Below are 23,806 nucleotides of genomic sequence, written 5' to 3'. Positions count from 1 at the left end.
GCAGGCGCAGCCCCGCCTTTTCTTGGAAAAAGAATGCGGGGAGCAGGCTAGGAGGGAGAGAACGTTGGGTATCAAAAAGATTGGCATTTTGGGAGCGACTGGTGTTGTAGGCTATACAGCCTTTCAAACGATTTTGTCTAGGACGAACTATCCGATTTTGCTGGGCGGCAGAAATCCCGAGAAGTTACGTGAGCTTTTCACTGAAACGGGCGGTAGGCTGGAATGCCAGCAGGTGGATGTATTCAACGAGGAGGAACTGCATGACTTTTGCGGCCGAGTCGATCTCGTCATCAATTGTGCAGGGCCATCCAAGCAAATCGTTGATAAAGTTGCTGTCGCATGCCTCAAACATGAGGTTCATTACGTAGATGTGTCTGGAGATGAGCATCTGTATCAACAATTGCTCACTCGAAAGCAGGAAATCGAGGAAAAGGGACTGCTCTTTATCATCTCTGCTGGCGTTTACCCGGGGCTGTCGGAAGTTTTCCCAGCTTACGTCGCTGAAAATGATTTGGACGAAATCGATTTGCTCGAAGTCTTTTTTGCAGGACAGGGCGGGTTCTCACTCAATGCGGCCTATGACATCGTTTGCAGCATTGAAGAAGATACCGGATGGGGAATGTCTTACTTCAAGCAAGGAGAGGTCAAAAAAATAGACGGGCCGTTCCACCGCAACTACACGCTGCCGCATCCTGCTGGCAAACGCGACACGTATCCGGTAGTGACCAAGGAATTCGGACTTATGACCAAGCAGCATAAAATTGAATCCGCTTATTTTTACAACAGCTATCAAAGCAATGCCATCCTGAATCAATTTGTGATGATCAAGGCTTTGCAGCAATACAAGACCGAGGAACAAAAAAGAGCGTCAGCCAAGCTGCTGCTGGAACAGTTTGAGGCAAAGCAGCTAGGTGTGAAAGATTTTACGATGTTCCACCTGCATACGACAGGAAAGCGTGACGGTAAAAAAGTACGGGTCTTCTCCACTCTTCTGTACCCGGGCGACTGGAATCGGATATCTGGCATCATCGCGGCCTCAGTGGCCCACCTGATCGCGGAAGATCAGAACAGAAAAACAGGCTGCTTTTTCGTAGCAGAAGGCGTATCGGCGACACGCCTGATTGATGCGCTTCGCGAGCAGCAGGTCGAACTCATGCATTCCATCATGGAAATGAAGTAGGGGTGACGTATGACAAAGAATCGTAAGTTGCGTACCGTGGTATGCGGTTCCCGCTTTGGACAGTTCTACTTGGAAGCGGTAAGGGCATTGCCTGAGCAGTTTGAATTGGTAGGGCTCTTGGCAAAAGGAAGTGAACGCTCGCGTAAATGCGCCGAGCGAAATGGCATCCCGCTGTACACCGATGTCAATCAATTACCTGCTGACATTGATCTGGCTTGCGTCGTATTGCGTTCCACCGTGATGGGCGGCAATGGAACAGAGCTGTCGATCCAACTGCTTGCCAAGGGCATTCACGTCATTTCGGAAGAGCCGATCCACCACAAAGATTTGGCGTTGTGCCTAAAGCATGCCAAGCAAAACGGTGTTCATTTTATGACGGGCGACCTCTACGTACATTTGCCTGCTGTTCGTCGCTTTATTGCTTGCGCTCGTACGATGCTGGCTGTGCAGCCTGCCTTGTACATCGAGGCTGCTTGCGCTACACAGGTGTCCTTCCCGCTCATGCACATTTTGCAGGAAGCCCTCCCTTCTATTCGTCCGTGGAAAATCAGTCATGTCATCAAGGATGAGGGGCCGTTCCAAGTGTTGATCGGACAGCTGGGCAAAATTCCGATTACGCTGCGTGCCCACAATGAAGTCGATCCAGATGATCCAGACAACCATCTGCATTTGCTGCATCGCTTGACGATTGGTGTAGCTGGCGGGAGCTTGTCGCTTACAGACACGCATGGTCCCGTCGTATGGCAGCCGCGTCTGCACGTACCGGATCTTCCCGACATTCATGGTGAGCTGACAGTGTCTCCACCCGCACACATGCTGGAAAACAGTACACACATACTGGGACCACAGGAGACGCCGACCTATCGGGACATTCTTACGAAGCAGTGGCCGCAAGCTATCGGACGCGATTTACTCATCATGCGAGATAGGATCATGGGGCAGGTCGATAAGGCTGCGATGGAAACGCGCGCGCAGCAGGAGCTATTGTGCTCACGACAGTGGCAAGAATGGACGCAGGCATTGGGATATCCCGTGCTGCGCTCGCATGGCAGCCATGAGCCGTTGTCGTTAGCGTCTCTCGAACAAGCAGCCTGGAGCATTCCGGACGACGAATTCCACGACACTGCATCACCCAGTGATGCGACTTTGGCGGAAAACAACGATGTTTTTGCATGCACGGCGTCTGCCGAGAGCGAGCTAAAAGGGATCGATGCCGTGCAGGTAAATACGTGCATTGAGCGCCTAGATACAGCAGCGGTGGCCTCCATGCTGCTTGCACTGCAATCCCAAGGGGCACTGACAGCGGGACAGCATTCCTATACGGCGTCAGACATTTTCACTGCTGCAAACGTCGCAGAACGTCATCATCCAGTCATCAAGCGCTGGCTGCACATCTTGACGGATCGTGGCTACCTGAAATATACCACTGGCGAGTATCAATGCGGCATTCAGATGACGCGAGAGGAAGTAGAACGACGGTGGGATTTAGCCAAAAACGCTTGGAATGGCAAGCTGGGCTCACCACTCGTCATGGATTATCTCAAGGACAATGCGGATCGGCTGCCACAGCTGATGGATGATACCCAGCAAGCTGCTTTGCTGCTATTTCCTGAGGGTCGCATGCATGTTGCCAATGCGCTTTATCGGGACACTCTTGTGGCGCGTTATTTGAACAAGTCGGTCGCAGAAGCAGTAGCGCGGATCGCGTCTACGACCAACTCGCTTCGTATCCTGGAGGTAGGCGCTGGGACTGGAGCAACTAGTGATGTGGTCGTGGACCGCCTGAGGGCGTTTGTTTCCAAAGGACTGAATGTGGAGTATGTCTACACGGATGTGTCCCACTTTTTCTTATCCTCTGCACGTGAAAGGTACAAAGATTACCCGTGGATGAAATATCAGGTGGTTGATATCGACAAAGATTTGTTTGCACAAGGCCTCACAGAAGGCAGCTTCGATATCGTGATTGCGGCAGGGATGTTGAACAACGCGCGGGACACGGATGAAGTCATTCAAGGGCTGTTGAAGACCCTTGCACCGGGAGGCTGGATGATTATTACGGAGCCAACTCGAGAATTCGTAGAAATGCTCATCTCCCAAGCTTTCATGATGACTCCACCAGTAGATGATAGGAAAAATACGCAATCGACCTTCATGACTGTCCAGCAGTGGCTCGATGTGTTTCAGCGAGCAGGCGTCAAGGAGCTTGCGGTTTTGCCTGAGGAGTCTCATCCAGTGGCACCACTTGGACAAAAGCTGTTCCTCATCAAGAACAACATCGATGTTGATGTACGTCAGCAGCTTTCCCCAACTGAAGACGAAATGGCCAAGCTCATTTAAATAGGAGAGTGTGCATATGCCCCAAAACCTCAAGACGAATAGCGTCGAGCTCTTGATACGCCTACGCAGAGATGGAATTTTTTTATGGGAGGAAAATGGGAGCCTGCGTTACAGAGCCCCAAGAGGAACACTTGCAGCGGATGATTTACAGGCGTTAAAAGAACAGAAAGCAGACATTCTCGCTCTTTTGCGAGCCGAATCCCAACCGGTGAAGGTGGTGCCAGATCCAGCAGCGCGATTTGTGCCTTTTCCCCTGACAGATGTGCAGTCTGCTTATTTGCTGGGCCGGTATGAGCTGTTTGGCTATGGTGGCGTGGCGTGCCATATCTACATGGAGCTGGACTATCCCGAGCTTGATCCGAAACGGGCGGAGGATGCGTGGAACCTGCTCATTGCCAGACATGACATGCTTCGTGCAACCATTGATCAGAACGGTCAGCAGCGCATTCTGGAGAAGGTTCCGCGTTTGACGATTACATATACAGATACTAGTGGCATGGATGAGCAGGAGGCAGGAACAAGGCTCAATGACATACGCGAAGCAATGGGACATCGCGTGTATGATACAGCCAAATGGCCGTTGTTTGATATCGGCTTGACGAAAACGAGCGACAGGGCTGTACTCCATGTATCGATGGAATTTCTCATCGCGGATTGGGCGAGTATTTGGCTCTTGCTGGGTGAGTTCGAGGTCCTTTACAAAGAACCGGGAAAAACATTGCCCACGTTGCCGATTACGTTTCGCGATTACGTATTTGCCGAACGCAGTCTAAGAGAGACTACGGCTTATGGCAGAGACAAAGCGTACTGGCAGCAACGAATCGATGCATTGCCACAGGCTCCAGACCTGCCAATGGCGAGACAGCAGACCCAGAATGGAGACGCACGTTTTTGCCGTCGCTTCATTCGGTTAGATAATGCTTCGTGGGATGCCTTCAAGCAGCGTGCCCAGCAGCGAGGATTGACGCCAACCTCCGCAGTGATGACAGCCTTTGCCGCTGTGATCGAACGCTGGAGTCGAAATCGTGCGTTTTGCCTGAATTTGACGTTGCTGAACAGACAGCCGCTGCATGAGCGAGTCCATGAGATTGTCGGGGATTTCACATCCGTCAATTTGCTTGCAGTTGATTGGGGATTAGAGAGTTCTTTTCAGGGGCGGGCGAAAACCATTCAAAAACAGTTGTTTGAAGATTTGGATCACCGTTTGTTTTCCGGCGTGGAGGTCATGCGCGAGCTAGCTCGCAGGCGCGGGCGTGAAGCCGCTCTGATGCCAATCGTATTTACGAGCGCGATTGGGTTAGTGGAGCCAGCGGAAGGCGGTCAGCTACAGGGCAAAATTGCTGGGCATGGAATCAGTCAAACGCCACAGGTTTTCATCGATTGCCAAGCCATGGACAGCTCGGCAGGCTTGCAGGTGAACTGGGATGTGCGGGAGGGTGTTTTCCCTCTGCATGTCGTTGACGACATGTTTGATACTTTTGCAAAATTACTGCAATCTTTGGCGGACAGCGAGCAAGTGTGGGAGGGAGCTGACGAAATTACGTTACCAGACTGGCAGCGAGAAGAGCGTCAGCAGGTGAATGCGACCACTACAGCTTTACCAGAGTACGCCCTGCATCAGCCAATCGTCGCGCAAGCAATGACGACGCCAGATCGTCCAGCCGTGATTGACAGTGAAGGACAGATTTCCTATGCAGAACTGGTGAAACGAGCTGCCGCAGTAGCAGGGAAGCTGAAAGAGCTGGGCTGCCGCGAGCAAGACCGCGTTGCCATCGTGATGGAAAAAGGCGCGCATCAAGTCACAGCCGTACTCGGTACATTGTTTGCCGGAGCCGTCTATGTACCTATTGATCTGAAGCAACCCGAGATGCGCCGACAGGCCATGATGGAACAGGCGGACATTCGTTATGCCTTGACGGTATCTGCCAACCAGTTGCAATGGTCAGACTTTATTCAAACGATTGCAGTAGATCATGTGAGCCCGCAGCATGAACCATTGATACTGCCTGACCTAAACCCGGATTTGCCTGCGTACATCATCTATACGTCTGGCTCCACGGGACAGCCCAAAGGTGTCGTCATCAGCCACCGTGCAGCAGCGAATACAATCGAGGACATGCTTCGTCGCTTTGCAATCACGGAAAATGACCGCGTACTTGGCCTTGCCCAGCTGAGCTTTGATTTATCTGTCTACGATATTTTTGCCACGCTTTCTGTTGGTGGTGCGGTCGTGTATCCTCATCCCGATCGTCAAACGGACCCGTCCCATTGGAGTGAGCTGATAGCCGGGCATGACATCACCGTGTGGAATTCCGTTCCGGCCCTGATGCAGATGCTGGTCACGTATTTGGATTCCACGCCAACTGTCAAAGTTGACAGCCTGCGCCTGGCCTTGCTTTCCGGTGACTGGATTCCGTTGACGCTGCCTGATCGGATGCAAAAATATCTGCCTTCTGCACAGATCGTCAGTCTCGGCGGTGCCACGGAAGCATCGATCTGGTCGAACTACCATCTGTACAAAGGACTGGAAGCAGACTGGAACAGTATTCCGTATGGCCGCCCGCTCGCCAATCAAGGCTTCCGCGTCCTCGATTCGCAGATGCGCGATTGCCCGGTGTGGGTGATCGGGGATCTGTATATTACCGGAGCTGGCTTGGCGGAGGGCTATGTAGGAGATCAACGGCTCACGGAGGAAAGGTTCGTCTCCCACCCTGTGGATGGAGAGAGACTCTACCGAACCGGTGATTTGGGCCGCTACACAACAGGCGGCGAAATCGAGTTTATTGGTCGCGAAGACAATCAGGTCAAAATCAGGGGGCATCGGATCGAGCTAGGTGAAATTGAATCGGCCCTGCTCAAACACCCTGCTGTCGCCGCAGCTGGTGTCGTGCTGGATGGAGCGAGTGACGAGCCTGTTTTGCTTGGGATTGTGGAAAGTGCCCGCAAGATGGATCTTGACCTTGGAGCGGAGAGAGCAGAATTCGCGATGCTCGTAAATGGGAGCAGTGAAGAAACGGGCATTGAGGTCAATCAGCGCATTGTTATGCTTTTGCAACAGATTGCACGACAGCATACAATCAAGCCTCTAAGGATATTGCAAGTCGGCACAGGAAACGGGGCGTTGACAGAGCATGTCTCGCAAGCGTTGGAAGGTTATGATGCAGAGTATATTAGCATGGATACAGTAGAAGAAGAGTATCGGGCACAAGGACTGGCACCGAACTCGTTCGACGTAGTTTTCGCTGTAGGATCGATAGAAAGCATCGACATGAGCAAGCTGAAAGAGCTAATTTGCCCGGGCGGGTGGCTCATTCTTGCAAAAGGGATAGAGGCGTCATGGATAAGTGAGTGGCAGAAGGAAGAAGACGGTCTTGTGTTCGTTTTGCAGAATGAGGGAGAGAGTCATTTGCTCGCTCATCGCGTGAAGCTGGACAAGGTGAGAGTCAGTGCCGCAGAGCTGGAAAAATTCCTTTCCTTACATCTGCCTGCCTATATGCTGCCTGCCCATCTGCAAGTCGTAGACGCACTGCCGCTTACCGGAAATGGAAAAATAGATCGCCGCGAGCTGGCAAAATGGCGCCCTGCATCGTCATTCGGACAAAATGCTGCTATGGAAGCTACAGAGGGGGCTGAATCTGATCCATTGGAAGTGCAGCTTGCTCACGTCTGGGCAGAAGCATTGGGAGTCTCGAGAATCGGTCGAACACAAAGCTTTTATGAGTACGGTGCAGATTCCCTCATCATGGCACAGGTAGCCGGAAAGCTTCGCGACAAGCTGGCGGAGGACTCGACGCACGCTGCCATCCCGTTTGATGTCTTGCTCAGGCAAATGCTCAACTTCCCGACCGTGGAAGCACTGGCTGGCTTCATACACATGCGCAATCAGGAGATGCAGCAGAGTGAGGAAATCGCATTGCCGAAAAAACGTAACAAGTCGAGCAATGCCGTGCTGATTCCATATGGCGGTGACGAATCTGGGCCGCTCCGGGTTGTGTTCCATGCCGTTTTGGGGACGATGGACAGTTTTCGTCCATTGATTGAACAGCTCAAAGTCCAGCAGACAGGAAGTATCGTCGGGATCGCTATTGACGATAGTGAGCGTTATTGCGCGCTAGAGCCGTCCGAGCTGATAGAAACCGTGGCTGATGATTATACCGAATGCTTGATCGATGTTTTGCGGGAAGCAGAGCAAAGACCTGTACAGCTCATCGGCTATTCTTTGGGCGGATTAATTGCCATTGAAGTGGCGAGAAGACTTGGGGAGCAGGGCGTCCCTATTCTGGACCTGGTTTTGATCGACATTCCTCCAATCCTGACAGAAGTGAACGACGATCTCTTGATTGAGGCACTATTTGTTCCGAACCTGAACATCACGCTAGAACAGGCTGATTTTGGAAAAGTGGATGAGCATGATTTTACTCGGGCGATTTTGCAGCTTGTAGAAAAATACGGGGATTGCATCCCACAAGGCTCAGCGTGCACCATCGGTGGAGACGAGGGGCTAGACCAGGTGGGAGAGCTGTTCCGCAAATTAGCCGCGTTTGACAGAAGAGAACGCTTCACTGCTTATGTTCATGCGCTAGGCAAAACATCAGGGGAACAGATGCCAGTGGAAATGGCGGAGGGCTTGTGCAAGGTGTTTGGGCAGAGCTTTAAAGCAGCTCGCTATACTCCTTTGCCATATATGGGAGACATTCGCTTCCTGCTGGCTCGTGAGCCGTTTCAATTTTTGCCAAGCACGAGCGAAGAGACTAACGCTTTTTGGCAAGATATATGCATTGGAGAACTGGAAGTAACAGAAATCGCCGGCAACCATTACAGCTGCATGGTAGGAGAGAATACGGTCAAGCTGGCGGAGCTGTTAGCAGTACCACTCGGCACCAAATAACTTCTTCGTTTAGCAATCAAAGACAGCGGGAGACAAGGACGACAAAATAACGTCCTTTGTCTCCCGCTGCTCTTTTTCCTCACCGCAAGAATCATTCCTACAAAAAAGAAACCCTCATTTGTTCATCACGTATTACTACAGTGAAATCCAGCCCTAACAAAGTGAGGTGTCGTACATTGGCAATAGAGATATCGAAAGTAAGTACTTCAAGAGGGAAGATCCAATATCATTGTAGCGGAAACGGCAAACCCAATATCGTCCTCATTAACGGTGGTTCAGGCCCCATCGAAGGCTGGATGAAAATACTACCGGATCTTACAGAGACGTCATCTGTATTTTCCTATAATCGTCTTGGTGTTTCGGGTAGTGATAAGCCGCAAGAACCCCAAGATGGACTCACGATTGTAGAAACGTTACGGGAGACATTAAAGACAGTAGGATTTGAACCCCCATTTTTGCTAGTCGGACACTCATTAGGGGGATTATATGCAAATTTATTTGCCCGGCGTCACCCCAACGAAGTAGCTGGAGTCGTCTTTTTAGAATCCAGCCATCCAAAAGATATCGGTCTTGAAAAATATCAAGGTAAGGTAGTCAAAACGATAAACAAAATGCTCTCCATGTTTGATTCCTTGTCTCCCCATAAACAATTCAATGAAGTTCATTTTGTCAAAAAAACAGTGGAACAAATCCATGCAATCGAATATTTTCCCGACATACCTGTTTATGTGATTACAGGTGGAAAAGAAAATCGCATGATGCCAGAGGAAGTACGCAAAAAACGAATCGAGCATCAGTTGGAACTGCTTTCATTATCAAGCAACAGCAAACATATCCTCGCTGAAAAAAGTGGACATTTTCCTCAATTTACCGAGCCAAGAGTCGTCATTGATACGATCAAAGACTGTGTTGAACAAATACAACAAAAAACGTTGTAGCTCACCTGCCAAGCCGCGCTTTGCTACTCATTCGTCAGTCAGTTATTACATATCCTTTGTAGCAAATGTGTAACGGAGCTTTTCCTCTATTCGTGATATCCTGAAGATAGTAGCAATTCCGATCACGCAGAAAGGAAGAGGTCCATGTCAGCTGAGAAAGAGTCCCGACTCTGCCAACGCTCCAAACAGATTCATAACCGAATGTTTGTCGTGACCTGCAAAGAGTTTTTGGTGAAGCAAGCAGACTTTCTGTTGGACGTATTCGCCGATGTAGTAGACGAGAATGGTCCTATCAAGAACGGTGCGAAAATTCAGGTAGGCTGGACCATTCTGCTGGTTTTCGAACGGGATGGGTATATGGAGATCGTCGCACCCGACTACGACGCGAACCCTTTTTCCGAAACAACGTCTGACCTGTCTGTGTCTTTGGTCGTGCAAATGGCGCAAAACAACTGTTTGCAAACCGTGCGAGCAGAAGGGGAAGCTGCTTTGTTCCAAGATAAAATCGTGGTGGCAAAAGGTGCATTTGAACAAGAACACGTCTATTTGCAGCGTGCAGAAGATGTTCGAAAAGGTGATTCCGGGTGGTATCTCGGGCCTGTGGAAGGCGAAGTAGACAGTGACCAGCTAGAGTCATACTACGTTTATCAACTGCTAAAGCTACGTCCGTCACTTTTGCAAGCATTGGCTCTGCCACGAGGCTACATAGTCGTTTTCCAAGGAGATCAAATCGAAGCAGTCTTGGACGAGCACGATGAAAATGTATGGCCGACACTCCATTAGCGGCTGCTATTTAACTCCGCAGATACTTTATTCACGAGCTGATCCGCTTGCCGCGTCGTTTCGGGCAAACGATAGTTGGGAGAGAGCTTGGTGATCCATGCGCATGCAGTTGGCAAAGAGATTCCGTGTCCGATTGAGACGAATATTGGTTTGATATTCGGTTGTGTGCGCAAGACCCCGCCGATGATTTCACCCTGATCAATCAAAGGGGAATACACGCCTCTTTCCTGTGCTGGTTCTTCGTATTCTCCTAGCAGTCTCGTTTTTCCGCAGCCAATGGTAGGAATGTCAAACAGGACGCCCAAATGACTGGCTAGTCCGAACCTTCGCGGGTGAGCGATTCCTTGCCCATCACAGACGACGAGCTGCGGTGTTGTTTTTAGCTCCTTGAATGCACGTACCAGTGGAGGCAGCTCTCGAAAAGAGAACAAGCCAGGAATATACGGGAATTCGACGGTGTCTTGAATGACGACAGACTCTATGACTTGCAGGGAAGTGGCGTCGAGGATCACGACACCAGCGACTAACAAATCAGACTCGGCATGATAGGCGACATCGACTCCGGCGATAAAGCGTACGTCTGTTAGTTGATCTTCTTTTTTTACTTGCTGGGCTAGTTGTCGCTGCAGGGTGATGGCCTCTTGCTCATCAATGTTCCAAGGATGTTGGATAATCGGCTCCATCTGGTTACCTCCGGATGATAGAAGATTTGTTCATTATATCCAATGGAAGCGCTGCGCTCCAAGTCTTAGGAACAATCCTGAGAAAATACATTGACTTCTCGGATGAAAAGCACTATTTTGTAACCGACCGAATGATCATGTTTGAGATGGAACGAGGAGGGCTCGTCGTGAAAATCGCAGTAGTAGGAAGCATCAATATGGATCTCGTAACCCATGTACATCATTTGCCCAAAGCAGGAGAAACGATCGCAAGCCATCACTTCGAGCTGATCCCGGGTGGAAAGGGAGCGAATCAGGCAGTAGCAGCGTCTCGCCTGGGTGCGCATGTCTCCATGATTGGAATGGTAGGAGAAGATGAGAACGGCCGGGTCATGCAGAAAGGGCTAACGGATGCGCACGTTCACATAGAGGGGATCAAATGCTCAGGTACAACAGGCATGGCTTTTATCAATGTAAGTGATGATGGGGAAAATAACATCGTACTCGTTCCGGGTGCGAATGCGCTCGTCAGCACGGAGCATATTGCCGACAATCTGTCTATTTTAAAGGACAGCGACGTCGTATTGCTCCAACTGGAAATCCCGATGCATGTCGTGGAATATACAGTCAAAGAGGCTGCTCGACTCGGCAAGCTGGTCATTTTAAATCCGGCACCTGCACGCGAGCTATCCAGTGAGCTATTAACCCATGTACATACCTTAACCCCAAATGAAACAGAGCTTTCTATTCTCACAGGAATGCCTGTATCCACGATAGATGAAGTGCATGCCGCAGCCAAAAAGCTTTTGTCTGGGGGACCAAAGCGCATCATCGTGACGTTGGGGGAAAAGGGTGCTCTCTTAGTAACCGACGATGAGGCGACCCATATCCCGGCTTTCCGCGTAGAGCCAGTGGATACAACTGCAGCCGGAGATTCCTTTACAGCAGCTTTTGCGGTTGGGATCACACAAGGAATGACAGAAACCGAAGCGGCCACTTTCGCCAGCAAAGTAGCAGCGATTGTCGTTACAAGGAACGGTGCTCAACCATCCCTGCCTACTTTGGATGAAGTACAAGCATACTCTTTTTAATGATGGAGAAGAATTAGAGACGATATAATCAATGATCAAGCCTATTTTGAGAGATGATTTTCAAAATGGGCTTTTTCTATAGGCATGGTTTACAGTTGCAGACATTTCATTTGTTGACCGAATGGTACATAATGTGTAAGATTTCCATAACAGTTGGAAACGAAAGGAGGATTCCGTTGAGCAAACGCGGCAGACCTCGTGATTTTGATTACACGTCCATCGTAGATGTGGCCATGAAAACATTTTGGTCAAAAGGCTACAATGGTTGTTCTACGCATGATTTATGCAGCGATACTGGATTAGGTAAAGGCAGCTTGTACAATACGTTTGGCAGCAAACAGGACCTTTATCTAGCAGTGGTGGAACACTACCACGATACTGGTATTCGTGAACAGCGGGCATTATTGGAAAGTCCGGGTTCCGTGAAAGAGCGGTTGCAAAAATTTTTAGCTTGGGCATTGGTGGAAGACTTTGAATCAACAAATCCAAAGGGATGTTTGCTGATCAATGCGGGATTGGAACGGGCAAAAGACGATCCCAAGATTGAAGAAATCGTCTCCAGACATGTTGAACTTCTAAAGCAAACCATGGAAAAAGTGATGGAGGAAGGCTTGCGAACGGGCGAAATTCCCCAAAAACGATCTGCTGTGGATTTGGCTAGCCTATTTTTAAGCAGTTACTACGGCTTCCGTGTGTTGAATACATCCACACAAAATCGGACATTGGCTGAACAAATCATGAATGGCACCATGGAATCTATCTTCGGCGCGTAATGCGCTCTTTTTTTTGAGTTATTTTTGTACCGATTGTTACAATAATTAGTAAGGAGTGTTCCTTCATGCCATCGATGATTTATTTGTTAGCGGTAGCGATTTTTGCGATGACGACTTCTGAATTTATGGTGGCCGGGATGATGAATGAGCTTGCCGATGATTTCGGTGTATCGATCCCCTCCATCGGGTATTTCATTACGGCGTATGCGGGTGCCATGGTGATAGGAGGCCCCATCCTAACAGCAACTCTCCTGCACATTCGCCGAAAACAAGCGCTGCTTTCTTTGGTTGCCGTCTTCTTTATTGGTCAAGCGTTAGGAGCAATGGCTTGGAGTTACGAGTCGATGATGCTTGCGCGTATCATTACGGGTATTGCTTCATCCGCAGCGTTTGGCATCTCCGTCAGTATTTCAGCCAGCTTGGTTCCCCCACATTCACGGGGAAAGGCGGCTTCGATTGTTTTGGCAGGCTTAATGATTGCTACTGTCATAGGGCTCCCTCTGACAACTGTTATTGCACAATATTTCGGCTGGAGAATGAGCTTTTGGGCTGTTGCGGTAGTCGTATTATTATCAGGGATCTTGATTCAATGGTTTCTTCCTTCCTCCGCACAAAAAGACCAGATGAACGGAAAGGATGAGCTTGCCAGGTTTCAAAATCCGCACCTTTGGGCCGCGTATACAACGAGTATGCTGATCATTGGCGGTACCTTCGCAGCGTTTAGTTATTTTACTCCGATTCTTACCGGTGTAACTGCATTTTCGGATGCGAGTATCCCGTATTTGCTTGCCCTTTATGGGATCGCGACCGTGATCGGAAATATCGTAATTGGCAGACTTGCTGATCGTTTTACCATGCGAATCCTTGTAGCGGGATTAAGTATACTCTTAGCGGCATTGGTTCTGTTTGCCGTAGGTGCCGAAAATAAATGGATCGCTGTACTGTCCATTGTTCTGATTGGCTTGACGGGTGTAGCGATGAATCCAGCCATGATCGCACGAGTCATGAATACAGCAGGCAGTGGGACGATGGTAAACACTGTGCATACTTCCTTTATTACATTGGGTGTTGCCATTGGTTCTTCCTTAGGCGGGATCGGGATCAGTAGTGGCTATGGGCTTGTTTCACCATTGTGGGTAGGCGCTTGTTTAGCTGTTATCGGGTTACTTTCAATCGTTCCCTATCTGCAAAAGAGCAAAGTGTAAAAAACCATACAATCCCTCTTGAAAGTCAAAGAAGGTCAAACTATAATAAGGTCAACGAAGGTCAGGAAAGGTCAAAGATCTTCTGAATTCCAAAACAACGCTTTTGGGGGGATTGAATATGCATTGTGAAATCTGCAAACAACGAGAAGCAACTGTGACTGTTCATATACGCGTACAAAATCAGCAACAAAAATACGATCTGTGCCAGGATTGCAAAACAAAGCTGACCAACCAAATGGGAGTGGGCATGGGCTTTAGTCCTTTCTCCTCCTTCTCTGGACTGGATGAGTTCCTGCAAGGCTTTGCCCAAGGCCAGGTGAATCCGGGCAAATCTTCTAGCCAACCGCGACCACAAGCACCAGAGCGTGGTGGAGGCATCCTCGATGACCTGGGGCGTAATCTCAACGACTCGGCACGTGCCGGACTGATTGATCCTGTGATTGGACGCGAACAGGAGATTGAGCGTGTCATTGAGATTTTGAACCGACGCAACAAAAACAATCCGGTTCTGATCGGGGAGCCAGGGGTCGGGAAGACGGCGATTGCGGAGGGTCTCGCCCTGCGTATTACGGAAGGGCAAATACCGACCAAGTTGAAAAACAAGCAGGTGTACATTTTAGATGTCGCCTCTCTGGTTGCAGGGACGGGAATTCGCGGACAGTTCGAGGAAAAAATGAAGCAAGTGATTGCCGAGCTGCAAAAACGCAAAAACGTCATCCTGTTTGTGGATGAGATTCATCTCTTGGTGGGAGCAGGTTCTGCGGAAGGATCTATGGATGCGGGGAACATCCTGAAGCCTGCACTGGCTCGCGGTGAGTTGCAGCTGATTGGGGCAACTACGTTAAAAGAGTATCGCGTGATTGAAAAAGACGCTGCTCTGGAGCGTCGCCTGCAGCCAGTCATGGTCAAGGAACCAACCGTAGAACAATCCATCGAGATTTTAAAAGGATTGCGTCCGAAATACGAAGCATTTCACCAAGTCGCTTACTCGGATGATGTCATCCGTGCCTCCGTGGAATACTCCCATCGTTACATCCAGGATCGATTCTTGCCTGACAAGGCGATTGATCTCATGGATGAAGTGGGCTCGCGCTTGAATCTGAGATCCTCCGCGGTTGATACGGCAGAGCTGCATGAGCGGCTGGCGCAAATCAATCAGGAGAAAAAGGAAGCGACAGAGCAAGAGGCATACGAACGAGCTGCTCGTCTGAGAGACGAGGAAGCGGGCATTTTAGAGAAGCTGGATCAGATTGAGGGCAAGGAGCAACGCGTCCAGGTTGACGTCACGGACATCCAGGCCTTGATCGAGCAAAAGACTGGGATTCCTGTTACCAAGCTGCAAAGTGATGAGCAGATGAAAATGAAAAACTTGGCAGCTCATTTGGAAGCAAAAATCATTGGGCAATCCGAGGCGGTCACACAAGTAGCGAAGGCGATTCGACGCAGTCGTGCAGGTCTGAAACCGAAAAACAGACCGATTGCTTCCTTCCTGTTCGTCGGTCCAACTGGCGTAGGGAAGACAGAGCTGTCCAAAGCATTGGCAGAGGAGCTGTTTGGTACCCGCGATTCCATGATCCGTCTCGATATGAGTGAGTACATGGAGAAGCACTCGGTATCCAAATTGATCGGTTCTCCTCCTGGTTACGTCGGTCATGAAGAAGCAGGTCAGCTGACAGAGCGCGTACGCCGCAATCCGTACAGCATTATCCTGCTGGATGAGATCGAAAAAGCACACCCGGACGTGATGCACATGTTCCTGCAAATTCTGGAGGATGGTCGTCTGACAGACAGTCAGGGTCGTACGGTGAATTTTAAGGAGACGGTCATCATTGCGACGAGCAATGCCGGTGTGAGCGAGCGGAAAATCTCCGTTGGCTTTGGAGCAAAAGCGCCCGAGCCTGCCACCGTGCTGGATTCTCTAGGGGCGTACTTCAAGCCGGAGTTCCTAAACCGCTTCGACTCGATCATTTCCTTTGCGCATCTGGAAAAACAGGATTTGGTCAAAATCGTCGATCTGCTGCTGCAAGATGTCATGGGCAATCTGGCTGAGCAAGGAATGGAGATCAGCGTGACAGATGCCGCAAAAGAAAAGCTGGCTGAACTGGGTTACAACCCTTCCTTCGGGGCACGTCCATTGCGTCGCGTGATTCAGCAATATGTCGAGGATGGCATTGCGGATCTGGTGATGGAAGAAGACAACGTGACATCGATGCTGATTGATGTAGAAGATGAAGGCATTCGTGTCAAAAAAGGATAACCAATCGTAAAAAAAGAAACCCCATATGTTTGATATGATCCCCTCATAGTGGACAGAAAAAAGTAAGCACCTTACTCTGTCTATTATGGGGGGATTTTCTCATGGGAAAAATCAGAAGAACTTTTGACGCTGCCTTTAAGAAAAAAGCAGTGGATTTATATATGAGAGATGGAATGGGTTATAAAACCGTAGCAAAAGAATTAGGTATCGAGCCTTCTGTAGTGCGTCGGTGGGTTGCACATTATCAAGCGGAAGGAATGACGGGTCTTGAAGAGAAACGAGGAAAAGCAAAAGGGCCTGGTATAGGTAGACCCAGAACGAATTCGGAGGATCCTGAGACTAAAATCAAGAGATTGGAAGCGGAAAACGCATTATTAAAAAAGCTCTTGCAGATGTGAAAGGTGGAATGGATTCTGTACCTCAAAGCAAAAGATTTGCTATCGTCAATAATTTAGCTAATCAAGGATATAGCATTCTGCTTTTATGCCATCTAGCCGAAGTCTCCAGAAGTGGATATTACAGATGGATGAAAAGGCAAGCCATCACCTCTCCAAAGCAGTTTGAAGATGAGCAGGTAAAGGAGAAGATCGCAGAGTGTTTTCATAAAGTCCGGGGAATCTATGGGTATCGTCGGATTAAAATATGGATCGAGAAGAAATATGAACAGCATATAAACCGCAAACGTATTCATCGATTAATGAAGGCTATGGGGCTTCAAGCGATCATTCGCAAGAAAAGGCCTTATTACGGCAAAAAAGAAGCGTACGTAATCTCAGACAATCTTCTGAACAGGAATTTCCATGCAGGAAAGCCAAGTGAGAAATGGGTCACCGACATTACTTATCTGATTTTTAATGGACAAAGACTGTATCTATCCGTCATTAAAGATCTATATAACAACGAGATCATCGCTTATCAGATAAGCCGAAGAAACGATTTGAAGCTCGTTATAGATACTCTCAAAAAGGCTAAAAGGAAACGAAATGTTCGAGGAATTCTGCTTCATAGTGATCAAGGGTTCCAATACACATCCCGTCCATATAACAACTTGATTAAGAAATACAAGATGGTAGCCAGTATGTCCCGAAAGGGAAACTGCTGGGATAATGCATGTATGGAGAACTTCTTTAGCCATTTTAAATCCGAGTGCTTTAACCGCTGTACGTTCCGTACAGTTGACGAAGTGAAACGTGAAGTCAAACATTACATCCATTTTTACAACCGTGAGCGTTTTCAGCAAAAATTAAACAACCTGAGTCCGTATGAATTCCGAACTCAGGTTGCTTAGAATGTCTTTTTTATTTCCTGTCTACTTGACAGGGGTCAGTTCAGTTTGGGGTTTCTTTGCTATTTATTCATGACTTTCTCATTGATGCCGTTGCTGACGCTAGTACTTTCCGTTTTCAGCTGGCGGCGCTTGGCGACGATTTTCTTCACCCATAACCCGACCAAGATGAGCGGTACCACGGTGAGAAAGATATAGAGAGAAACGTTATGGACCATATTTGCCGCCATTTTACCGTAAAAATAAAACAAGAACCCAACTACGTAAAATTTGACTGCCCGTCCAATTGCGGCATACCCGAGCAGTTTCCACAACGGGAATTTCAAGCAACCCGACATGATTGTAAATACTTTGAACGGAATCGGTGTAAACGAACCGATGAAGATCGCGACTTCGCCCTTCTTTTGGAACATCTCTGTGGCAGAATCAATCCATTCCTTCTTGAGGATTTTGTACAGAACGGATTTGCCTAGTACTTTCCCGATAAAATAACCGACGGGAGTTCCTATGAGACAAGCGATGTAGCCTACCGTTGCAATCCACAATGCCTGCGAAGGGTCAACGAGGCTGAGTGGCACTTGAAGAAAGAAGGCAGGAACGGGAAAGATGACTGCGTCTGCAAAAGAATGGATGAACATTCCCAAATAGCCGTATTCCATTAAGAAATCTAAAATGTTCTGAAACATCTATTTCTCCTTTGTCATTCTATCGATAACTGCCAGTCATCAACTCAATCGAGTCGGATCTTATCGGAATATTCAGCATCACGCTGAGTAAGCCCAACAAATTATATGTGTATAGATGCGATTCTACTTCAAACTGGCCGACTATGGAACGAATTTTTTTTGGATTGGGATTCACTTACTATACAACGTTATACCGCATTCGATGCATTTTGAAACAATTTTCACTGCATATTTTCTTTTACAAAGCCGCCAATAAATGGATTGAGAGATGCGAGGGTCTTTTCTACCGAGGCCCTCGTATACCAGCGAAATCATCGGGGTAAACCATGTTCCTGTATCTGATAATACGATGTAGATCGTTTTCTGGTTACGCAACAATCATTTACGTCCGCCTTAGTTTTTTTGGATCCACTCAATAGTTCCATTATCGAGATTTAGTTGTTGTCCAAAAACGAACTCTCGCCGGATTTTATCTACGACTTAAGGCGGATAGATGATCGGTGCATGCGGCGTAACTCATCCATCAACGCCTCAATCCCTTGCTCAATCACTGCTTCCTTGGCATAGGACACATTCAGCTTCAAAATATTTTCTTGCGGAAAGCCCATCAAGTAATTTTTTTCAGTAGCATCCACGAGGATCGAACGTTTTTTGAGCTGGCTGATAACAGCTGGGACCGGGATGGAATCGTTCAAAACAATGTGCGTATGAATCCCCGGATACGCAAAGGGTTGAAAGGTGAACAGATGCTCTTCATTCGCCGCAAAATGGTTCAAGGACGCCATCAGCAAGTTGGATCGCCGTTGATAGGAACTGCGAATTTTTTGCTTGTGACGATCAAACATTCCGCTTTTTAGGTAAATTTCCAACGCAGCTTGAGATAGCATGGAGCTGTCGATATCCATGAGTCGCTTGTGCTGGTTGAAGGAATCCTTTAGCGCGTCAGGTATAACGGCCACACCCAAACGCAGCCCGGGAAAAATAATTTTGGAATAGCTTTTTAAATAGATCGTGCGAGAAAAGCGATCATAGGTAAAGAGGGGATCCGCTTTGCTGTCATGCTCAAGGTCTGCCATGTAATCGTCTTCTACAATATAGACGTCGTACTGTTGGGCAAGCTCCACAATGCGCTGTTTATCCTTTCGGCTGTACGACGTACCGAGCGGACTATGATAGCGAGGCATCGTATAGAAAAACTTGATCTCTCCTGTTCGGAAAATAGACTCGAGCTCTTCTAAATCGATTCCTTGGGCAGTGCGTTTGATCCCGACGACAGGATGCTTGCGTACTTGCAAACTTTCAATGAAAAGGTGGTAGCTGGGCTGCTCAATCAGAACCGTTTCCTTGCCATTTGGAAAAGGAAGACTACACAGCAAGGATAGAGCTTGTTGGACACCGGAGGTAATGAAAATATTACTCGGGTCCGTAAAAACCTGATGGTTCCCAAGCAGCTTGGCGATGACGGCAATGAGCGATGGCAAGCCTTGTGTGGTTCCGTATATGAAAAGATCGTTTTTATAAGTTTCAATTGCTTTATTGATGCAGTGTTGAAAATCGACATAAGGAAAGAGGTCAGGATCGGGAGCAGAGGTCGCAAAATCGATCATGGACGTATCTGCGGGTTGGATCTTCCTTTGTTTTTTCACGACGTAGTAGCCGCTTCGGTCGACCGAGTAGATGAGGTGACGCTTTTCGAGCTCATCCAAAGTGCGGATTACAGTGCTCTTGCTGCATTGGTAGCGAGAGGCGAGCTCGCGAATGGAGGGAAGCCGGTCTCCGTCTCGATAGGAGAGGCTTTCAATCAATGTTTCAAGTTCATTTTGAAGCTGCAAATATTTGTGCATCCCAAAACATTCCCTTACAGCCGGATTTGTATCGGTACAGTTACTCCTTTTTTGCATTGTAGCACGATTAATCCCCCATTACTATTAACCTAAGACGGCCGTCTGTAAAAAGTCCCCAGTAGGAGAGATACATACGATGAAAGACCAACAAAAAGCGATTCTTGCGGCATTACTGAATGCAGGGATTACCGGCTTGTCGTTTTTGTTTCTGAAAATGGCACTCGCTGTAACCAATCCGGTTGATACTTTGGCACACCGTTTTACCGTGGCATTTATCGCTGCATCCATACCGATCGTGTTTGGGTGGATCAAGCTGTCCATCAAACCAAAAGACATGCTCACGATTATACCGCTCGCCATGCTGTACCCTATTCTGTTCTTTACCCTTCAGGCGTTTGGACTGGTGTATACCACTTCGTCTGAAGCGGGGATTATTCAAGCAACCGTTCCGATTTTTACTATGATCATGGCGGCATTCTTTTTGGGAGAGTCTTCTACGTGGCTGCAAAAGTTGTCCACACTTTTATCCGTAGGAGGTGTCGTGTACATCTTTGCAATGAAGGGGCTCAGTGTAAGCTCAGGCTCAGGGAGCAGTATCGGTACCATTCTCATCCTGTTATCCGCGTTTTCTTTGGCGGGCTATAGTGTGCTGGCGAGGAAAATGACAAAGTCCTTTCATTATATAGACATGACGTATATGGTGGCGTTGCTCGGATTTTTGTTTTTTAACGGCTGGTCAGTCATTCGCCATAGTGCAGAGGGGACCTTGTCGACGTATTTTGCCCCTTTCGCCAGCTCGGCGTTTATCATCTCGATTGTATTTTTGGGGATACTGTCCTCGCTCATGACGTCTTTTATGACCAACTTTGCCTTGTCCAAGATGGAAGCATCCAAACTCAGCGTGTTTAACAATTTGTCTACATTGGTTACCATCGCGGCAGGCGTTATCTTTTTGCAGGAACAACTGGCATACTACCATCTTATTGGTGCGGTGATGATTATTATCGGAGTGATTGGGACGAATTTCCTAGGGGCAAAATCGAAAAAACAGAATCGCACGCCTCAACCGAAATCCAATTCTGTGTGAGAAAATAAAAAGGATACGCAACAGAGCGAATGTTTAGTCATTGGCTCTGTTTGTTTTTGTGGAGGAATCGTTCGTGAAACTGTTTACAAATCGTATCATACACGATATAGTTACCTAGATTGTGAGTATAATGACATATGGTGAGATGACGGAATGAAAAAAATTATACATCTGGATTCGATTGAAAAGAGATTTGCAGATACTGTCGTCGTCCCCTCTTTTTCTCTCTCCATTGAAGAAGGGGAGTTTTTGACGTTACTCGGCCCGAGTGGTTGTGGGAAAACGACACTGCTGCGAATGATTGCTGGCTTTGAGCAGCCAACGACTGGGGAAATTTTCCTGGACGAAAAGCCACTTAAGGCTGTGCCGCCGTATCAGCGCGATATGAATATGGTGTTCCAGCAATATGCTTTGTTTCCACACATGACCGTGGAGCAAAACATCCTGTTTGGTTTGAAAATGAAAAAAGTGAACGCAGCTGAACAACAAAAGCGTTTGGAGGAAGTACTTCAGTACGTCCAACTGACAGAATTGCGGAAGCGCACGCCAAAGCAGCTGTCTGGCGGACAACAGCAACGCGTAGCAATCGCACGGGCGATTATTAACAATCCACGCGTTCTGCTTCTGGACGAGCCTCTAGGTGCTTTGGACTACCAATTGCGAAAAAGCTTGCAGCTCGAATTGAAAAACTTGCAGAAAAACTTAGGGATAACGTTCATTTACGTCACCCATGACCAAGAAGAAGCGATGGCAATGTCCGATCGAATCGCGGTTATGAACAAGGGACGAATTGAACAAATTGCTTCTCCAGCAGAGATTTACAACTCCCCGCAAACCTTGTTTGTGGCTACCTTTATTGGGGAAAACAACATTTTCCGGGAAAACGGAACGAATGCAGCCGTACGTCCAGAAAAGATCAAGTTGTACCCGGTTGACTCCGATAAGGACAAGCACAAGAAGCTGGGCACCATTGCTGACGCTGTGTTCCTCGGCAATTTGCGTAAGGTATTTATCCGCCTCGAAGGGCAGGATATGACCGTAATGGCACACCAGTACGCAGGTGACGGTCTGGACTGGCAGGTGGGAGATCAAGTGGCCATTGGCTGGGCACAGACGGACGAGGTGATTCTTCCTTGTTAAACAAGAAGCCGGTAAAACTGCTCGCGCTTCCCGCCCTTTTGTGGATGGGTGCGCTTTTCGTCCTGCCTATGCTTATGATCGCCATACTGTCTTTCCTCAAAAGAGGCACGTACGGACAAGTTGTCTATGAGTTTACGCTGAACAATTACATCCGTATTTTCGATCCGCTGTATGGCCAAATTTTTTGGGATACGCTGGTCGTAGCGGTTTTAACAACTGTATTTTCGATCTTGTGCGGGTATCCGTTAGCGTATTACATTTCACGACTGGAAAAATCGACGCAGCAAATATGGCTTTTGCTCGTGATGATTCCGTTTTGGATCAACTTCTTGGTCCGTTCCTATGCGTGGGTAATCATCCTGCGTTCGCAAGGTGTAATCAATACGTTCCTGCAATCGCTGGGCATTATTTCGGAGCCGCTGCCGCTTCTGTACAATTCGGGTTCTGTCCTGCTCGGGATGGTGTACACACTCTTGCCGTTCATGGTACTGCCGATTTATGTGTCGCTGGAGCAGATGGATCGCCGTAAGCTGGAAGCAGCGTATGATCTGGGCGCAACGCCTTGGAAAGCTTTCTGGCACGTGACTCTGCCGATGACCAAGACGGGTGTCGTCACTGGGTCGATCCTTGTATTTGTTTCTTCCATCGGGATGTTCGTCGTTCCGGATGTCATGGGAGGAGCGAAATCGGCTCTGATCGGAAACGTCATTCAAAATCAATTTTTGTCTGCGCGTGACTGGCCGTTTGGTTCTGCCTTGTCCATCGTGCTGATGCTATTGTCCATGCTGTTGATTCTTCTTTATTTCCGCGCTACCAAAGCGAGCGAGACAAAGGAGGGATCAGCATGAAAACATTACGTCGAAACGCACTATCTGGATACTCGTGGCTGATGCTGGTCTTTTTGTATCTGCCAATTTTGATTCTTGTCCTTTATTCGTTCAATGATTCACGGATCAATGCCACGTGGACAGGTTTTACGTGGAAGTGGTACGTTTCTTTGTTTGAAAACAGACAGGTCATGCAAGCGCTGATGAACAGTTTGACGATTGGGGTTATCAGCAGCGTTATTGCAACGGTTTTGGGTACGGCTGCCGCTTTGGCTGTCAAGCATTATTCAATTCGTTGGAGCAACATCTTCAACGGGCTGATGTACTTGCCTATCGTCATCCCGGAGATCATGATGGGATTGGCTTTGCTCGTGCTGTTTAGCCAGGTACAGATGGAGCTGGGGAAAGTGACCCTGATCCTGGCTCACGTTACGTTTAGCATGCCTTATGTGATGGTCATTATCTCTGGCCGTTTGGCTGATATGGGCAAAGATTTGGAAGAAGCGTCTCAAGATTTGGGAGCAACTCCATGGGGGACATTGCGCTATGTGACGCTGCCTCTGATCATGCCAGGGATCATCGCAGGCTTCCTGATGGCATTTACCCTGTCGCTGGACGATTTCATTATTTCGTTCTTTGTGGCTGGTCCGAATTCGACCACATTGCCACTCTACATTTACGGGTTGGTCAAACGAGGCGTATCGCCAGAAGTGAATGCACTCTCGACACTTTTGATCGTGAGTACAGTGCTCTTGGTGGTGGTGGCAGAGATTTTCCGCCGCAAAGACTCGAAAAATAATCAATCCATCTTTTAGATACATCA

The 23,806-nt window shown here is 48.3% G+C and carries 18 protein-coding genes; 15 read left to right on the top strand and 3 right to left on the bottom strand.

Features of this window, described 5'->3' with window-relative positions; genetic code table 11:
• From PMI05_RS18895 to PMI05_RS18875, 5 genes are all read left to right on the top strand, one after another.
• On the top strand, positions 1 to 1,180 hold a 1,180-nt coding region (locus PMI05_RS18895), incomplete at its 5' end, for a saccharopine dehydrogenase family protein (protein ID WP_007725124.1).
• A gap of 9 nt (positions 1,181 to 1,189) precedes the next feature.
• Positions 1,190 to 3,517: a bifunctional Gfo/Idh/MocA family oxidoreductase/class I SAM-dependent methyltransferase gene (locus tag PMI05_RS18890; RefSeq protein ID WP_007725121.1), complete on the top strand. Its 2,328-nt coding sequence runs from the start codon at positions 1,190 to 1,192 to the stop codon at positions 3,515 to 3,517.
• Positions 3,518 to 3,533: 16 nt separating this feature from the next.
• Positions 3,534 to 8,405, top strand: coding sequence for a non-ribosomal peptide synthetase (locus PMI05_RS18885; RefSeq protein ID WP_007725117.1), 4,872 nt, complete (start codon positions 3,534 to 3,536; stop codon positions 8,403 to 8,405).
• Positions 8,406 to 8,581: 176 nt separating this feature from the next.
• Positions 8,582 to 9,343 (top strand): alpha/beta fold hydrolase, encoded by a 762-nt coding sequence (locus tag PMI05_RS18880; RefSeq protein ID WP_007725114.1) that lies wholly within the window; start codon positions 8,582 to 8,584, stop codon positions 9,341 to 9,343.
• A 144-nt stretch (positions 9,344 to 9,487) separates the two neighbouring features.
• Complete coding sequence (locus tag PMI05_RS18875) at positions 9,488 to 10,126, top strand: hypothetical protein (RefSeq protein WP_007725111.1); 639 nt, start codon at positions 9,488 to 9,490, stop codon at positions 10,124 to 10,126.
• On the opposite strand, the gene nfi is transcribed toward PMI05_RS18875, so the two are convergent.
• Positions 10,123 to 10,809, bottom strand: coding sequence for a deoxyribonuclease V (nfi, locus tag PMI05_RS18870; protein WP_007725109.1), 687 nt, complete (start codon positions 10,807 to 10,809; stop codon positions 10,123 to 10,125). The two genes, PMI05_RS18875 and nfi, sit on opposite strands and share 4 nt — an antisense overlap.
• Before the next feature lie 167 nt (positions 10,810 to 10,976).
• On the opposite strand from nfi, the gene rbsK reads away from it, so the two are divergent.
• From rbsK to PMI05_RS18840, 6 genes are all read left to right on the top strand, one after another.
• Complete coding sequence (gene rbsK, locus PMI05_RS18865; protein ID WP_007725107.1) at positions 10,977 to 11,879, top strand: ribokinase; 903 nt, start codon at positions 10,977 to 10,979, stop codon at positions 11,877 to 11,879.
• A 176-nt stretch (positions 11,880 to 12,055) separates the two neighbouring features.
• Positions 12,056 to 12,652 (top strand): TetR/AcrR family transcriptional regulator, encoded by a 597-nt coding sequence (locus tag PMI05_RS18860; RefSeq protein ID WP_007725105.1) that lies wholly within the window; start codon positions 12,056 to 12,058, stop codon positions 12,650 to 12,652.
• A 65-nt stretch (positions 12,653 to 12,717) separates the two neighbouring features.
• Positions 12,718 to 13,857 carry an MFS transporter gene (locus PMI05_RS18855; protein ID WP_007725103.1) on the top strand — a complete coding sequence of 380 codons (1,140 nt, stop codon included), beginning with the start codon at positions 12,718 to 12,720 and terminating at the stop codon, positions 13,855 to 13,857.
• A gap of 118 nt (positions 13,858 to 13,975) precedes the next feature.
• Positions 13,976 to 16,114 (top strand): ATP-dependent Clp protease ATP-binding subunit, encoded by a 2,139-nt coding sequence (locus PMI05_RS18850; RefSeq protein WP_007725101.1) that lies wholly within the window; start codon positions 13,976 to 13,978, stop codon positions 16,112 to 16,114.
• A 101-nt stretch (positions 16,115 to 16,215) separates the two neighbouring features.
• Positions 16,216 to 16,512: a transposase gene (locus tag PMI05_RS18845; RefSeq protein WP_007725099.1), complete on the top strand. Its 297-nt coding sequence runs from the start codon at positions 16,216 to 16,218 to the stop codon at positions 16,510 to 16,512.
• The gene (locus PMI05_RS18840) at positions 16,509 to 17,402 is read left to right on the top strand and encodes an IS3 family transposase (protein ID WP_007725097.1); all 894 of its coding nucleotides are present in this window, start codon (positions 16,509 to 16,511) and stop codon (positions 17,400 to 17,402) included. The genes PMI05_RS18845 and PMI05_RS18840 overlap by 4 nt, the downstream gene beginning before the upstream one ends.
• A gap of 59 nt (positions 17,403 to 17,461) precedes the next feature.
• Here PMI05_RS18840 and PMI05_RS18835 read toward each other — a convergent pair whose 3' ends face one another.
• Positions 17,462 to 18,085, bottom strand: coding sequence for a YqaA family protein (locus PMI05_RS18835; RefSeq protein ID WP_007725094.1), 624 nt, complete (start codon positions 18,083 to 18,085; stop codon positions 17,462 to 17,464).
• Positions 18,086 to 18,558: 473 nt separating this feature from the next.
• The gene (locus tag PMI05_RS18830) at positions 18,559 to 19,929 is read right to left on the bottom strand and encodes a PLP-dependent aminotransferase family protein (protein WP_007725087.1); all 1,371 of its coding nucleotides are present in this window, start codon (positions 19,927 to 19,929) and stop codon (positions 18,559 to 18,561) included.
• 136 nt (positions 19,930 to 20,065) lie between these two features.
• Between PMI05_RS18830 and PMI05_RS18825 the strand changes: the two genes are divergently transcribed.
• The 4 genes from PMI05_RS18825 (at position 20,066) to PMI05_RS18810 (ending at position 23,798) form a co-directional block, all read left to right on the top strand.
• Positions 20,066 to 21,016 carry a DMT family transporter gene (locus tag PMI05_RS18825; protein WP_007725083.1) on the top strand — a complete coding sequence of 317 codons (951 nt, stop codon included), beginning with the start codon at positions 20,066 to 20,068 and terminating at the stop codon, positions 21,014 to 21,016.
• Positions 21,017 to 21,169: 153 nt separating this feature from the next.
• Positions 21,170 to 22,156 carry an ABC transporter ATP-binding protein gene (locus PMI05_RS18820; RefSeq protein ID WP_007725079.1) on the top strand — a complete coding sequence of 329 codons (987 nt, stop codon included), beginning with the start codon at positions 21,170 to 21,172 and terminating at the stop codon, positions 22,154 to 22,156.
• Positions 22,157 to 22,200: 44 nt separating this feature from the next.
• Complete coding sequence (locus PMI05_RS18815) at positions 22,201 to 23,004, top strand: ABC transporter permease (protein WP_052006442.1); 804 nt, start codon at positions 22,201 to 22,203, stop codon at positions 23,002 to 23,004.
• Positions 23,001 to 23,798: an ABC transporter permease gene (locus tag PMI05_RS18810; protein WP_007725072.1), complete on the top strand. Its 798-nt coding sequence runs from the start codon at positions 23,001 to 23,003 to the stop codon at positions 23,796 to 23,798. The genes PMI05_RS18815 and PMI05_RS18810 overlap by 4 nt, the downstream gene beginning before the upstream one ends.
• Positions 23,799 to 23,806: the final 8 nt, after the last annotated feature.

The sequence above is a fragment of the Brevibacillus sp. BC25 genome (assembly GCF_000282075.1).
Taxonomy (GTDB): domain Bacteria; phylum Bacillota; class Bacilli; order Brevibacillales; family Brevibacillaceae; genus Brevibacillus.
The sequence above is the reverse complement of the archived record's forward strand: the minus strand, read 5'-3'. Positions and strand labels throughout refer to the sequence as shown.